Consider the following 14,636-nt stretch of genomic DNA (forward strand, 5'->3'; position numbering starts at 1 on the left):
ATATTCTCCTTACCTGAGAAGATTTGTATTGTGATGCTTTTTTACCAAGATAAAAGCGGTTCGATTCGGCTGACTGTCTTGGATCTTTGCCGCTTTTATTTCTAAACCATACAGTTCTGCACAACGTGCCGATGCAATGATTGCTGAATGAGGTGGCAATATTCCTTCCGCTAAATCCTTGGCTGCTTTTGCAGTATCAATCCATTCGATGTGTTCCGTGTTTTTGAATTGTTGTAGAAATTGACGGCATTGGGCAAACCCTTGCGGATGTGACACGATGTGCGTAATTTGATGAGGCTGAATGCCTGGTTTTACAAGGAGACATTGATTGATTTCATGCCATAGTTCATCAATGGGGGTAAATAAATGTCTGCCCATTGCTTGAAATGCGGGTTTGACCAATCCACCTATAAGATTTACTACCGGCACTATACCCAGAGCTATGGTTTCATTTTCAATCGCATGCAGAACACCTTCCATATCCAGTAAGTGAACAAGAGTCGGTTCGATTCCATTTTGTTTGGCATAAACCAAGGCCGCTTCTTCGGAAAATGAACCTGCATCACCAGAAATACCAAATAAAGTACTCATATCGCCACCTCCATTTCCAACTCATTTTTTTCTAAAGAGCGCAACTCAGCGAGCTCTAATAGAAAAGCCTCTGTTTTTTCCCAACTAAGGCATGGATCGGTAATCGATAGCCCACTTAAATCAAGGTCTTCTGGATTCATCGCATCAACTTTTTGATTTCCTTCTTTGATAAAACTTTCAACCATAAATCCTTTGACCAATTGTTTTAAATCCGCGTGATTTCGAATACTTTCTAAAACGTTTAAAGCGATGGAGGGTTGCAGGTGATGATTTTTTTTGCCATCGACCAGGCAATTATCATGGCTGACATCAACAATGATGGACGGGTTGATGATCTGATGCATGTCCATATGGTGTTTTACTTCTTGAAGATGGGCAATGGAATAATTAGGGGCATGATTGGAGCCGCGTAAAACCATATGTGCATGTGGGTTGCCATGTGTTTGTACTTCGTAGCCATCGAATACCGCAACGTGATCATGTTGCGATGCAACAATACTATTGACCCCAATAGCCAATGATCCATGAGTGGGGTTTTTTAATCCTACGGCACAATCTAGGGAGGAGGCAAAAATTCGATGTTCCTGATCTTCGGAACTGCGGGCACCAATCGCAACCCAAGACAGAAGCTCAAGAAATCCTTTGGCATTATGGGTAAACAAAGCTTCATCAGCAATAGGCAGTCCCATTTCGATGACTTTCACCATCATATCTCTGGTGTATTTTATTCCTGATGCAATATCTGGAGCAGAAAATAAATCGGGTTGGTTTACAGGACCAGTCCATCCCTTAGTTGTTCGAGGTTTTTGAATGTAAACCCGCATGATGAGTTTTAATTCATGTTTTACTTTCTCGTTTAATTGCACTAAACGACGCGCATATTCTAGAACCGCTTTTTTCGGCCAAGCAGAGCAAGGTCCTACGATCATTAAAAGACGATTATCACGACCTTCTAAAATTGCTTTGACTTCTCTCCGGTCACGGGCAATTTGCTGACGTGCCGAAGGAGATAATGGGATTTCTCGAATAATTTCTTCTACAGGAGGTAGTTTTTTTAAGATTGAATAGCTCATCATCCCCTCCTACACGCAGTAAGTATTTTGGATAGATCCGGGGAACAAGGTGTTCGCGTTTGATGGTGCATGATGGACACTCCTCTTTTGGTTTGTCCAACCCCCATGCTTTTTATCGTCTGGGAATTCGGGTACCAAAAACCCCCAGACTATGCTGGGGGTTGGAGTGTTAGTTAATTCTACCGACCACCCAGCTCCTGGCTAAAAAAGCTAAAATAAAAGCAAGCAAAGGCTTTTGTGAAACCTGCTTCTTTATTTAACTTGTGGTGTACGGTAGAAAGAGACATAAAAATTCTGTAAAAAATATTTGTATTATTACTATACAGTTTTGTGACGCTCATGTCAATACCTGTAGTCATTTTGAAGCGATTTGACAGCAAAGAGATGCGGCAGATCGTCCCAGCTGAGGGTTACGAACCCGCTTAGAAATAGTTTTTAAAAACTTATTTCAATGAACACCAAAGACCACAAATGATAAATAAATATTGGGTTAACCTTTGATATATCAACTACACGCTTAGCAAGCCTTGATAAATCGTAGCGTAATCAAGGTTTTCATTTTCGACAATTCCCTGTTCTAGGTCTATAACTTAAATTAGAGAAAACAATAACCAGAGCATGAAAGTTATTTATTTTTTAATGTTGTAAGAGTTTATGAGTTTGTAAAGTTTTACTCTAGTAACGTTTATTTTTAGATTATTAAGGGCCATCATGAGAGAAAAATCAAAAAACAATTCTGCTGCACAACGCGATTACGTATCCGGAACTCATAACAATATAAAATGGGAACCCCGAGGCCGAGTCGATACCAAAACTCTGACAGTTGCAGTTGAACAATTGGTGTCTCCGACATTTAGTTCGAAGGCAGATGCGCAAAAAGCATTAAACCAACTGTTGGAGAAAGAGCGGGAGGAGAATAAAGCAGCATATAGTGTTGTGGCGTCAAAAGAGGCAGGCAAGTTTCGAGTTTTAGTGAGTCTAACTGGTATCAAGAATAGCAAGGCCTTATCAGAGCTTGAAAGGACTGCTATTTTTTTAAATTCTATTTCGCCCCCTTATATGAAGGATGGGAAATCAATTCAAACCCGCTGGATAGTAGAAAATGACGCATTAATGTGCACTGGCCCCACTGCATACCAAAAGCTCAATAGCAATAGTAAAGACACTACACCTAAAATGTTTATAGAGCAGATGCAAACTAACCTTAGCAGAAAGACGGGCTCAGAAGAACTGGGTAGAAAACTCGAGTCACAGATGAAGAAAGACTATAAACGAGAAGGTACATACCTTTCTTTTGACAAAGATGCATCTATTTTGAAAGAGTTAAGTCAACTCGGACAAAAAAAATCGGATGAAAAACAAGAGGTTAGGAGCTATGGACTCCACTAATATAAACCATGCTCTGTTGGGTTTTGTCGAATACAGTTGGTCCACGTTATAATGCCTGCCAAAGAACAGCAGATAAGGCCATGGGATGATTAGTTATAAAGGACGACATTTTCCAAAAGATTTAATCAGCGGTCCTCATTAAATATCTAGCGCAAAATCGAAAATTTAAAACAATGGGTCAGGCCTTAAGTTTGAAGAGTAGCAACTGTCTTGAAATAAAATTCAAGACAGTTGATCTGTTTGCGTAAGCGTATCATCTTGAGTAATGTGCTTTATTTGAGGTCATAAGTTTTTTGAGCATCAGGCGGGTGAGCGGAAGAGGGAGACTGAAATCCACTGAATATGCCTATTTGGCTGGCTTTAGTTTCTTCCTTTTGGGGTTTGTGTAAAGCACATAAAGCAGACTGTAATTGTTTTGCTGCTTGTGCAAAGACCTCAGGGCATTGAGGCAGTACTTTTTCCCAAGGCTTGTCCTCTAAAGACACAAATAATTTTTGCTCTAAAAGCTCGTCACGAACAATTTGATAGACGATATTCGCCAGATAATTTTTGCCTAATGAATCACAAACACCTTTTTCTTCAAGATGATTGATAATTTGCTGCAACTCATTTAATTTTGCGGTAATCAATTGACTTTCTTTAAAACTATTAAATAAAGAGAGCGCCTCTTCGATACCAAAAAAGCTGTATTCAACACCTAATTCGTTGAAGTACTTACCGTCTTGACAGTAAGACGCAGGTCTTTCACCGCGAATCCAAAATCCTAATTCGGCACACAGTTCAATTGCTTTGTCATCATGAGTAAATAGTTCAAGTTTTTTTACCCTGTTCTCTGTCAATATGGAGTTTAAAGCAAGTCTTAATGCGGCAGTACAAAGTTTTTTATCATTTTGATAAATTTTAAGATCCTCAAGAAATCCAATATGTTGAATCACACTTTCATCAGGATAATAATCAAAATCAAGGACTAGATTCTTATCATGCAACACTTGAATCTTATTGTTTACACGTTGTACGGTTAGATGACTTGGTGTTTGATCTACTAGTGGTGGAAGTTTCGGTTCATATTTTTTGGAGGCAAGAGATTTTGACTGCTCAAGCAATGCAGAATCAATTATCTTATAACTAAAACGTTCAATAAGATAATAAAGACTTTTTTGAGCTTCTCCAGAGCGCTGCAACCAATCTGGGAATACTGCCTCTGTTTTATAACCTATTGAATCGGAAAGGTGGAACGCTTTGTTGTTTCCTCCACTTTGGGTGAAACGAATGCATTTAACTTTGGGATTTTGTTTTACAATGTCTTCAAATTCTTTCCAAAAAACTTTACCATAGCCCTTATTGAGGTACTGACCATCCACTCCCATCGAACAAAATTCAGCAACATGTTCATAAGGGCCAGAGAGATATTTAATACGGCGAACGCCAACAATGGTTTCTTTATCATCGATTAAATCGACCAGGACATAGACATCACTTTGTTTATTGAGGCGATCAAATGTTGCTTTAAAAGATTCTAAATCTTTTTTGGTAAATGACATCCATTGGATAATATGATCTTGCATCCATATTTCCCAAACTCGTTGATAATCGCTTTCTTTAACTCGTCTAAGAAAAGGATGTTTAATTTCTATAGGTTCTTGCATGATCTGTATAAAAAATGAACATTTCTCATGATATAATTTCATGGGCTAAATGTCAATCACTTAGAATATATTTTGCTCAAAATGAGTGTAAATTAAAATAGCAAGCCGTTGTGCGGTTCTTATTACACTTACGCGAATACGGCTACGTTACTATGTTGATGCTCTTGCCAGCGACTTATAACAAAGCTATATTTTTAACTCACTTTCCAAAAGAGTAAGAAATGGCCAAAATAGCGCTTTACCTGGCTGGTGGCGGAGCACGCGGAGCGTATCAGGCTGGGGTGCTCAAAGCGATCAGTACAATTCTTGACTCAAAACAAATTCCTTTTGACATGCTCACTGGTGCCAGTGTTGGCAGTATTAATGCAGGGGTGTTAGCTGAGAATGCACTGGATTTTTCTGCTGGAGCGAACAAGTTAGATGAGTTATGGCGTAATATTACCTGTAATCACATTTTTAAGGCCAGTAATTACGCTCTAAGCAAATCTGCCATGTATAACATGAGCAGTATGTTGATGAGGCAGCGTCTATTGGGGCATGTTCTTGATACATCACCGTTACAAAAATTTATTAATAACATTATTAATTTTGAGGTCTTAGAACGTGTCATCAAGAATAAACACTTAGAAATGATGGAGGTGATCAGCAGTTGTTATGAAACTCAGAAAACCATCTCGTTTTATCAGCATCATGCAGACGATTTTGAGGATTGGAATGATCCGCTGCATAGTAGCCAAAGAGTGAATCTGCAAATGGAATATTTCCTCGCCTCAACTTCCTTACCCTTGTTCTTTCCACCTGCAAAAATAGATGGGTTTCATTATGGAGATGGCCATGTAGGTTTAGCAGCCCCTCTACGTGGCGCCATTCGTTGCCAAGTGGATAAAATTTTAGTGATTGGCACTCGGAAACTACCCGATGTAGAAAACCCAGTGAAATTACAGGGAAGCGATATGGATTTCACACGTGTTTTGGGTAATATGGTCAACGGATTATTTTTAGATAATCTCGAACGTGATCTTGAAATGGTTGACCACATGAACACCATGGCTCATATGTTACCCATGGAGAAAAAAGATCATGCCCCTTGGCGACCCATTCAAACCTTACATTTACGTCCAAGTACGGATATAGCTACTTTGGCTCAATCTCAGTATAACAACATGCCCATGTTACTACGTATGATGCTTAATTTTCTTGGTGCGAAACGTCATTCCGGTGATTTACTCAGTTTTCTTTTGTTTGAGAAAAAATTCACCCGCGAATTAATAAAACTAGGTTTTGACGATACGATGGCAGTACATGATTCTGTCGCGGCTTTTTTTGAATAAGAATTCACGTAATGGCGTCAATTTAAAGGTAGCCTGGGTGAAGGTCTGAAGGACCGAAACCCGGGTTTCACTTCGTTTCACCCAGGCTACAAGTACTAAAGATTTATTACTAGAAGCTTAATAAAGTCGAATTGTGTTCGAGAGCTGAATTAGCTCTATTCTTGTACATGGAAGTGATTTACAATCAACAGAAGTAACACTCAATGAGAGCTCATTTTAACGCAGCAAATTTGATGAGTTTTCAAGCTAAAGTCATGCAGGGGAAATAAATTTCTATAGGCATCGATTGATTCATCTCAAATAAGTTTAGGAGTAATAAAAACAATGGAAGGCGTGTTAATTTGTTTGATTCTTCTTTTTTTAATGGTAATTTCTGGAGTGATTACACGCTTTGTTCCGTTCCTGCCAACACCATTAATACAAATTGCCATAGGAACACTTTTGGCCGATCTATTTCCCGCTTTTTTTGAAGTAGGGTTTAATCCGGAACTTTTTATGCTGTTGTTTGTTCCCCCCTTATTATTTAATGACAGCTGGCATTTTCCTAAACGTGAGTTTCTACTCTACACCAGACCCATTATTATGTTATCAATTGGTTTGGTATTTTTTACTGTGGCAGGAATTGGTTATTTAGTGCATTGGCTAATCCCAGTTATTCCTTTGCCTGCTGCTTTTGCATTAGCGGCAGCGCTTTCGCCGACAGATGCTGTATCACTCAGGTCCATGACTGCTGGAGCGCGAATACCCGATCGGATTATGCATATCTTACAAGGAGAAGCACTGTTAAATGATGCATCTGGCTTGGTTTCATTTAAATTAGCTGTTGCTGCAATGTTAACGGGTATGTTTTCATTGACGGGTGCATTATGGAGTCTATTATTTATCAGTCTCGGTGGGATTGGGGTTGGGGTTGTTCTTACCTATATTTTTATTTCACTTTTAGGAAAGTTAACCAAGCATAATGTTCATGAGACTACCACTGAAAATTTATTATTGCTGCTTTTACCTTTTACCGTATATCTTGTTGCTGAAAAATTAGGCTTTTCAGGCATATTGGCTACTGTTGCAGCAGGGTTTACTGTAGATCGTGCTGGATTTTTAGATAGAACAATGGCCAAAATGCGTTTGGAAGGTCATTTTGTTTGGGAGGTTCTCGATATTACTTTAAATGGAATTATCTTTATCCTTTTAGGATTATATTTGCCCCATTCGATTAAATTTCTTAATGCAACAGGCTATAGTTTATCCGAATATGCAATGATTGTTGTTCTGATTACGGTGACCCTAATTCTCCTGCGTACCGTATGGATTTATTTAACCTTGCCTTTTGAGGCATTGATATCCCGACGTAATAAAAGTTCCTGGCGGTTTCCTAATTTTAAAATAATCAGTACCTTTTCTCTCGGAGGCGTACGTGGGGCAATTGCACTGGCTGCGATTTTATCTTTACCGCATATGGCCGATGGTGGCCCTTTTCCTGAGCGTAAGCTTTTAATTATCCTTGTTATTGGGGTTGTCCTCTGTTCGCTATTGATTAGCAGTCTACTTTTACCTTTAATTACACCGGGTTTGAAAAACTTACTGCATAAGCCTAACCAAGATGAAGAAAATGAAGCGGTGCTTGCATTATCTAAAGCTGCTATTGAAGCAATCAAAATAAAGATGCAGAGCTTATGTGAAGAAGTCAATGAGCGAGAGAAAGCCTTGTGCATTGAGGTTGCCAATAAATTAATGGACTCCTTTAATCAATTTATCGTATCAAACCATGGTACTGAAAATGAAAAATTAGAGAGTATATTAGCTTTAACATTTGAACGACAGCTTCGATATGCCGCTTTAGAGGGAGCCCATCAGGAATTGCGCACGTTGAGGAAAGCAAGAAAAATTAACAATACGACCATGATGAAAATTATTTCTCGATTGGATTTAAGACAAATTGCGTTACATACAGAGCATCAAACTATTTCGGGCCCTTTAGAAAAAAAGATTCAAGGAGTAAAAAATATTCTTAGTGCACAAGTTGATTGAGTATCTTGTTTGAATACCGTCATTTTACACAAATTTCCCCACTGCCCAGGTGAAGAGGGTATATTTTTGAAAACAAAGAAGTTTTCATGCCGTTATCAAGGATAACGGGATTAAAACTCCATTTATCTTGGTTGACAACTGTTAAATACTCGAGCTTCCTGTCCATTGCTTTCAGCATTTTCATTCATCCAATTTTTAGTAAGATCTTTTTCTCGAGCTGTTTTTGCATCACTAAACAAGAATGTAGTGCCCATAGCCATTCGACCAAATCCCACGAATAGCCCTATACCACCAAAACAACTTATAATAAGTACTATATCTGCAATAAAACGTCTCGTGCTGTGACGATGATGAAATTCATTATGTGCTAGTTTTTTCAACCGTTGGGATATCTCTTTAATCGATAACTCAGAATTACGAAGAGCGACAGCCGAAATATAAAAACGCCTGATAGACTGATTGTACTCTAAACCAAACTTATTCTCTTTATTAAGCGCTAATTTTTCGTCACGGAATTGCTTTAACCTGTTTAGATCTTCACCCAGATATTTGTTACTTGGAATAGGGGTGTACTTAGCTGAACTAAAATGGGCTAGTACTTTTTCCTTTGTAACTGTATAACTTTGTTCTAAGTAGCCCGAGTCGTTTAATTTCTGAATATTCAGTGTATCGGCCAGTTGAATCTTAGCCTTAATTAACTCAGGGAAAACAAATTGCAGCGAGTCAAATGGGGGACGAAAATCACCACTTTTATTATTAATGAATTTTAATGTATTATTCTTTTCATCAAAAAAAACATTGCCTGCAGTGAGACAAAATGCTGCTAATATTGAGTCTTCCCCGGCCATCTGCCAGTGGGCTGGAATAGAACCACCAGGATATCCCTCGCGGGCAAAAACAAGTTCACCGTTTGTTCTTACTAAAAATCGAAGAACTTTATAAGTTTCATCGTCAATTTTTACTTTTGTACATTCTTTGTCTTGCAATAATTGAAGTATTTTATCAGGTGGTACTATAAGTGGAGATGGGTTAGTGATTTTCTTAACTGTACCACACATAGGAATGTTTGTTCTTTTGTAGTTTATGTCAAATATTTTGGATAGCATAAAAAGATAAAACGGAATAAGAGAGTTTATATTATAATCTGATAACCTTAATGTATTATTAATAGGGATGCAGATTGAGACAACAGGCGAGCATAACCCAAGTTATACCCTCATATGGGTTATGTTTTCTCATCTTTTTATAGTTTGTTATCGGAGCCGTAACCAAGTCCTATATTAAATCCTGGTTGGACTTCGTATTTATCGTCAGGTGATTTACTCGTCATTCCCTCATACAAATCATCAGTAAGATGCAACCTGCTCATTTCCAGTTTCGTTGCAAAATATAATGCTCTAATTAAATGAATCATAGATAAAAATTTGAAGTGAAATTGCTTACAGGGTTATAGGTTCTGTTTTCATTTCACTAGTGGGTTTGGCGCATAAAAATCTAGAAATGCCCTGATTTTTGGTAGCTTAGAGCCATAAGGCTGATAAAAAGTAAAAATTTCATATCGCTTAAATTGTATTTCTGGAAGCACTTGTATTAATGTTTTGTCCTTAAGCGCCTGTTTAACCAGGCTGTCACCCGTTAAAAAGAGACCTATTCCATTTTTACACGCTTGATTTAACGCATTAAAATCATCCATAAAAAGTATGGGCTTAGGGCAGGGTAGATAGGTTCCATTTTCTAACGGGAGTTCTGTAGCAGGCTTTCTTAGGCTATGGGAAATAAAAGGAAATGACATGAGATCGGATGCTTGTGTTGGCATCCCATAGTGTTTTATTAAGCCAGGTGCCCCACAAAGAATGTTGGTCACAGCGGGCATCTTTCGATATTTTAGTTGATCGGTAAACGGGGGAATTTCAGGAAAGCCCACCATCACATCAATGTCTTTTCGCGCTAAATCATTATCGTGTTCTGAGAATAGGAACTCACAATCAATCAATGGATATTGATCAACAAAATCAGCAAGCCTATTCAAAATTAATTCTCGAGCAAGAATGTTTGAAACCAAAATAGTGATTTGACCTTGAGGATGGGTTTGTCTTGACTCAATAAATTGCTCGATGCGTTGTGTCTCATGGAATAATTGCTGACATTTTTCGAGCAGCATGAAACCAAATGCAGTCAGTTGAACCTTGCGTGTGTCTCGAACAAAGAGTTGTTCACCCAATTGATGTTCCAGATTTTTAATTTGTTTGCTCACGGCAGTTGCCGTAATACTTAGTTCTTCTGCAGCACGATTGTAATTGAGAAGTTCGGCAACTTTTATAAAACATCTTAATTGAGAAAAATTCAGCATAATAAAATTTTATTCATCAAAAACATCTTTAATTATAAACCAAAAGTTGATAACCCAGAAAATAATATTGATTAATCTCGGAACAGTCATGAGGTAAAATGTAAATAAATCAACGTATTCTGAGGTTTATTATGAACTATCAATATCATCATGTTGGAATCCCAGTAACAGAACCTCGCACTGGTGAGCGTTATAGCGCTGTTATGGATATGTATACCTCTGGAGGGGAATTACCTGGCCGCATTCAATATCATCGATTTGGTCCTAATTGCCCGCTCCATCGGTTGATACAAACTCATCCACACATAGCCTATAAAGTGGCGTGTATTGACGAAGCCATAAAAGGAAAACATGTTCTTCTCGAGCCTTATTTTCCTTTAAAAAATTTTAGAGTCGCTATGATTGAAGAACACGGTGCTGTAATTGAGTTCATAGAAACGAGCTTATCTGAAGATGAAATATGGGATGAATCAAAACATCAAGATTCAATGCTCTATTCGAAACAAGTCAAGTAGCGAAAAAAATCCACTTGCACTAATCGCTATTTTAAATTTCAATGCACTCTTCATAGAATGCATGGAGAGTTAGATATGGGTAGTGAAAGCTCGAATGAGCAAGCAGGTGAAGGTGATCCAAAGTTAAATTTTATGCAAAAGTTTAATATTGATGTTGCCAGTGGATTAATTGTTGGTGTATCTACTGCTGGAATTTTTAATCCATGGGATCGGGCTTTATATTTATCTGTGAAATACAATCGTCCTTTCCTTTCGATTGAAAACTTTAAAGATCCATATCAAGGATTCTCACAAGCATTAGTACAACGCACATTTCTTGGAAGTATTTACTATATTGCTCAGGGAGAGCTCAACACCTATCTATTTCCTTACCTCCATAATCATTTAGGATTTAGTCAAACATTGTCCCAATTTTATGTAGGTATGGTTGCAGGAAGTATTGGCGGGATATCAACCAATAGTATTTCTGCGGTTAAATACCATACTTGGGGAAAAGAAGATGCTTCTTTTCGCAAAAGTGCCCAGGAGATGTGGGCTCAAGGAGGTTTTAAACCTTTTATAAAAGGAACCACCGCTACCGTGACACGTGATATGGTCTTTGGCAGTACGTATGAAATGTTGCGAAGTTTGATGAGGGCTAAAGCCAAAAAAGCAGAGAGTAAAGCACCCAGCTCAAAGCCGTCTTATCAAGAATTTTTTTATAATGCGAGTGCTGCTGGACTGGCTACGATTGCATCAAGCCCATTTAATTACGTTCGCAACATGCAATATGCAACCCCAGCAAATCGAAAATCACCATCTGCGTATGAAGTGTTAGCTCACTTATGGAGTGAATCCAGAAAACTAGAGAAACCCCTCTTAGGTCAATTGAGTTTTTTTCAACAAAAATTCAGAATTGGCTGGGGGACTGCGCGAGTTGCAGTTGGAATGGCTGCTGGTCAAAAACTATTTGATTGGACTCGAGAACATCTGAGTCATATCACATCAAATAACACCGAGAATACTTTGAAAAAATAGGGTCTGTTTACAATGAAACAGACCCGAATACTAAGATAAAAAACATTAAAAGGAGTTAAAATGATATTTTTTACTGCTGCAGGAAAAAAACACACGCTTCAATTTAAAAAACTCTCTGAATATAACGAAGATAAAGAGGAGCTTATAAAGCTTGTAGCATCATGGGCAAAGAAAGCATGGGGTTATTTGCATCAAGACGATAAAAAATTTTATCAAAAAGACATTCATAAAAAACAGGAACAGATTTACGTTGCAACGTTTTATGGACAACCTGTTGCTATGTTTGGTTTATTCGAAAAAGGTTTTGATCCTTTTCGTATTGGGGATGACGATGCTCTACCTCCCGCTGATGATGAAATAGGATCTCTTGGTGATGCAGAATTAAAAGCCGTTTATTTTGATTATGTTTTTGTGGAAGAGAGATTAAGAGGCTTGGGTTTTGCGCGACAACTTTTGGAAAAAGCAAAAGCTTTGGCTATTGAATTGGACGCTGATTTAATTTATCTAGATACTTTAAATCCCAAGTTAAATAACATGTACATAAAACTCGGAGCAAAGGTTATTTGTGAAGGGCAATATCTTGAAAACCCAACGGACGTATTAAGCATCAAGCTTTAGAGGTTGTTCACCATTCTACTATCTTGACCTAAATGGCGTGATTTTATGTATCCCGAAGTTCAACCCCTCGTCCCGATCATAGCGAGGGATCTCCACACTGTGGCACAGTGTAACGATGGACGTCGGGATGACGACTGCGTTTCGATGCTCTAAAACCACACTATTGTGGTGCAATTTTGCGAATGGTTAAGGGCCTAGATAAAAGATTGTACATTTAACGATCGTTTTTTGCCCGACAAACCCAAATTTACTCACTATTTGCAATCTATAGTTCAGGTAATGAGTCAACTTAAGCATTCTAACCTTTTGTAGCCTGGGTGCAGCGAAGCGGAACCCTGGATTTGTTGGCACAAGCATCCCCGGGTTCCGCTTCGCTGCACCCAGGCTACTTTATAGATAGCAATTGAAAATAATGTGTAAATTTATTGATCATTAACGCGATTCATTTTTGGCCGAAATATAATAGAAACTTACCTGATTAAGTGAACAAATAAAATGCTACAATCGATTGAATTAGCGGTAACCAGAGAAAACGCCGCGCATCCAAAACTAACGTCCTGGATAGATAGCCAGCTTGATTCCGCACCCAAAACCGAGTCGGGGGCGATTGATTTAAGTAAAGCTGAGCGTATCGGTGAAGGGGGCACTCATGTGCTTTATCGATTTCCTGATGCTCCTTTTGTTATTAAGCTCATGAAACAAAATCCCAATCCTACAGAACTTGAAGAATTAGAGAAGAAATATGCCGTTTTATATGAGTGCTTTGATCGAGATGGGAAACATCGATGCATACGGGAACAGCATATTACAATGCACGTGAAACTTCCTGAGAAAGAGGAGCCTCAAGCTGCAGCCTTGTCAATCGTTCCTTACGAAAAATGCTTCAAATCAAAGGTAAAGTTTGATTTTAAAATAGAACCGGCCGAACTCGATCCTTACTTAATGGAACACAACAAGGTGATGTTCGATAAAGCCAATAAAATGCTTGTACATAAAGAGAGTACTGAATCGACTTTTGATCTTAAGGATTATGCGCTCATTGATGAACGAATAGGTGCCATTTTACAACGTTTAGACAGTGATCCTAAACTCAAAGAAATCATGATTGAATTTATAAATCACTATCGCGATTTTTATCAAAAAACCAATATCATCCTAGATGCTATGGGATTTGAAAACATTCTATTTTATAAAGACGAATCGGGTGATTGGCAATTTAAAGTAGGCAGTGCGATTAAGCATGATACTGGGAAATACACCAACGAATTGTTTGATAGGCTTCATAATGGAAAAGAAGTTAATTTGAATGATTTTTATAATTTTACCCATGCGTATTTTTCACCGGCAAATATTAGAGCTGTCAATGCATGTGCGATGAAACTTGGCTTAGAGCCTGTTATTCATGATGTACTGATCGATACTAGCGATTTATATAAAATCTCCCAAGCATTATCAGTTCCCGAGCGAATGCTTGCTTATGCCAGACATGGTGATTTTGCTAAAATGGATGAAATACTCCAGGCGAATAAACACCAACTCAGTTTTAGTCTTAGAGATTTCTGGGCTTATGCTTTAATCGCAGATGAGTACATTAATCACGGACAACCACCCACAGCACTTAAAAGTTATCTGGATACGGTAAGTAAATTCCCTGTTATTTTGCCTGAAAACAAGGATGACGCCAAACGAGTACAGGATTCAAAAATAGCGATTATTGATCGAAAAAACATGCATGATAAAAAAATTATGCTTCATGATGAACTGGCCACGTTTTTACCTAAATCTCAATTTAGAGAAAAAACTGAATCAACAGAGACAGTGACGCACAATTATAAAAAACAACTCCAAGAAGTAAGAGAAGATTCTCATTATTCTGCTTCTGATTTATCTACTTCATATACCTGATGTATCTGTCTCATTTTTGAGGCAGATAACCAAACATAAAATTTTGAGAGACAAAAGTCTTTTCTATCTCGATAACCGAAGAACTACAGACACATTTCGAGTGGTCAACAATAAATCAAATAGATTATATTTGCTATAATATGAGCAAATATAATCTAATTGTTGGAGGCGAT

General features: G+C 38.0%; 13 protein-coding genes. 7 read left to right on the forward strand and 6 right to left on the reverse strand.

Going from position 1 to position 14,636, the window contains the following annotated elements:
- Positions 1-9: 9 nt before the first annotated feature.
- Together Lstg_RS06310 and Lstg_RS06315 are read right to left on the reverse strand one after the other, a co-directional pair.
- Positions 10-591 carry a prephenate dehydratase domain-containing protein gene (locus Lstg_RS06310; RefSeq protein WP_058476822.1) on the reverse strand — a complete coding sequence of 194 codons (582 nt, stop codon included), beginning with the start codon at positions 589-591 and terminating at the stop codon, positions 10-12.
- Positions 588-1,664 (reverse strand): 3-deoxy-7-phosphoheptulonate synthase, encoded by a 1,077-nt coding sequence (locus Lstg_RS06315; protein WP_058476823.1) that lies wholly within the window; start codon positions 1,662-1,664, stop codon positions 588-590. The genes Lstg_RS06310 and Lstg_RS06315 overlap by 4 nt, the downstream gene beginning before the upstream one ends.
- 711 nt (positions 1,665-2,375) lie before the next feature.
- On the opposite strand from Lstg_RS06315, the gene Lstg_RS06320 reads away from it, so the two are divergent.
- Entirely contained in the window at positions 2,376-3,053 is a 678-nt protein-coding gene (locus tag Lstg_RS06320) for a hypothetical protein (RefSeq protein ID WP_058476824.1), read from the forward strand.
- A 272-nt stretch (positions 3,054-3,325) separates the two neighbouring features.
- Here the strand turns inward: Lstg_RS06320 and Lstg_RS06325 are convergent, their stop codons facing one another.
- A complete protein-coding gene (locus Lstg_RS06325) occupies positions 3,326-4,741 on the reverse strand; it encodes a GNAT family N-acetyltransferase (protein WP_082650804.1) in 1,416 nt (471 codons plus the stop codon).
- A 179-nt stretch (positions 4,742-4,920) separates the two neighbouring features.
- Here Lstg_RS06325 and Lstg_RS06330 point away from each other — a divergent pair, with 179 nt between their 5' ends.
- The gene (locus Lstg_RS06330) at positions 4,921-6,030 is read left to right on the forward strand and encodes a patatin-like phospholipase family protein (protein WP_058476826.1); all 1,110 of its coding nucleotides are present in this window, start codon (positions 4,921-4,923) and stop codon (positions 6,028-6,030) included.
- Positions 6,031-6,354: 324 nt separating this feature from the next.
- Positions 6,355-8,058, forward strand: a complete 1,704-nt coding sequence (locus Lstg_RS06335) for a Na+/H+ antiporter (protein ID WP_058476827.1) — start codon at positions 6,355-6,357, stop codon at positions 8,056-8,058.
- A gap of 122 nt (positions 8,059-8,180) precedes the next feature.
- Here the strand turns inward: Lstg_RS06335 and Lstg_RS06340 are convergent, their stop codons facing one another.
- The 3 genes from Lstg_RS06340 to Lstg_RS06345 form a co-directional block, all read right to left on the reverse strand.
- Positions 8,181-9,116, reverse strand: a complete 936-nt coding sequence (locus Lstg_RS06340; protein ID WP_058476828.1) for a hypothetical protein — start codon at positions 9,114-9,116, stop codon at positions 8,181-8,183.
- Between the two features lie 185 nt (positions 9,117-9,301).
- Positions 9,302-9,427 carry a hypothetical protein gene (locus tag Lstg_RS18100; RefSeq protein ID WP_274519320.1) on the reverse strand — a complete coding sequence of 42 codons (126 nt, stop codon included), beginning with the start codon at positions 9,425-9,427 and terminating at the stop codon, positions 9,302-9,304.
- Between the two features lie 93 nt (positions 9,428-9,520).
- Complete coding sequence (locus tag Lstg_RS06345; protein WP_058476829.1) at positions 9,521-10,408, reverse strand: LysR family transcriptional regulator; 888 nt, start codon at positions 10,406-10,408, stop codon at positions 9,521-9,523.
- Positions 10,409-10,539: 131 nt separating this feature from the next.
- Between Lstg_RS06345 and Lstg_RS06350 the strand changes: the two genes are divergently transcribed.
- The 4 genes from Lstg_RS06350 (at position 10,540) to Lstg_RS06365 (ending at position 14,463) form a co-directional block, all read left to right on the forward strand.
- The gene (locus Lstg_RS06350) at positions 10,540-10,923 is read left to right on the forward strand and encodes a hypothetical protein (RefSeq protein ID WP_058476830.1); all 384 of its coding nucleotides are present in this window, start codon (positions 10,540-10,542) and stop codon (positions 10,921-10,923) included.
- A 75-nt stretch (positions 10,924-10,998) separates the two neighbouring features.
- Positions 10,999-11,940, forward strand: a complete 942-nt coding sequence (locus Lstg_RS06355) for a hypothetical protein (RefSeq protein WP_058476831.1) — start codon at positions 10,999-11,001, stop codon at positions 11,938-11,940.
- A gap of 60 nt (positions 11,941-12,000) precedes the next feature.
- Positions 12,001-12,558, forward strand: coding sequence for a GNAT family N-acetyltransferase (locus Lstg_RS06360; protein ID WP_058476832.1), 558 nt, complete (start codon positions 12,001-12,003; stop codon positions 12,556-12,558).
- Positions 12,559-13,053: 495 nt separating this feature from the next.
- Positions 13,054-14,463: a hypothetical protein gene (locus Lstg_RS06365; RefSeq protein WP_238585384.1), complete on the forward strand. Its 1,410-nt coding sequence runs from the start codon at positions 13,054-13,056 to the stop codon at positions 14,461-14,463.
- Positions 14,464-14,636: the final 173 nt, after the last annotated feature.

It is taken from the genome of Legionella steigerwaltii (assembly GCF_001468065.1).
GTDB classification, from domain to species: Bacteria; Pseudomonadota; Gammaproteobacteria; order Legionellales; family Legionellaceae; genus Legionella; species Legionella steigerwaltii.

Coding starts and splice junctions, on each gene's coding strand:
- Lstg_RS06310 (WP_058476822.1), bottom strand. CDS start 591: ATGAGTACTTTATTTGGTATTTCTGGTGATGCAGGTTCATTTTCCGAA.
- Lstg_RS06315 (WP_058476823.1), bottom strand. CDS start 1,664: ATGAGCTATTCAATCTTAAAAAAACTACCTCCTGTAGAAGAAATTATT.
- Lstg_RS06320 (WP_058476824.1), top strand. CDS start 2,376: ATGAGAGAAAAATCAAAAAACAATTCTGCTGCACAACGCGATTACGTA.
- Lstg_RS06325 (WP_082650804.1), bottom strand. CDS start 4,741: ATGAAATTATATCATGAGAAATGTTCATTTTTTATACAGATCATGCAA.
- Lstg_RS06330 (WP_058476826.1), top strand. CDS start 4,921: ATGGCCAAAATAGCGCTTTACCTGGCTGGTGGCGGAGCACGCGGAGCG.
- Lstg_RS06335 (WP_058476827.1), top strand. CDS start 6,355: ATGGAAGGCGTGTTAATTTGTTTGATTCTTCTTTTTTTAATGGTAATT.
- Lstg_RS06340 (WP_058476828.1), bottom strand. CDS start 9,116: ATGTGTGGTACAGTTAAGAAAATCACTAACCCATCTCCACTTATAGTA.
- Lstg_RS18100 (WP_274519320.1), bottom strand. CDS start 9,427: ATGAGCAGGTTGCATCTTACTGATGATTTGTATGAGGGAATGACGAGT.
- Lstg_RS06345 (WP_058476829.1), bottom strand. CDS start 10,408: ATGCTGAATTTTTCTCAATTAAGATGTTTTATAAAAGTTGCCGAACTT.
- Lstg_RS06350 (WP_058476830.1), top strand. CDS start 10,540: ATGAACTATCAATATCATCATGTTGGAATCCCAGTAACAGAACCTCGC.
- Lstg_RS06355 (WP_058476831.1), top strand. CDS start 10,999: ATGGGTAGTGAAAGCTCGAATGAGCAAGCAGGTGAAGGTGATCCAAAG.
- Lstg_RS06360 (WP_058476832.1), top strand. CDS start 12,001: ATGATATTTTTTACTGCTGCAGGAAAAAAACACACGCTTCAATTTAAA.
- Lstg_RS06365 (WP_238585384.1), top strand. CDS start 13,054: ATGCTACAATCGATTGAATTAGCGGTAACCAGAGAAAACGCCGCGCAT.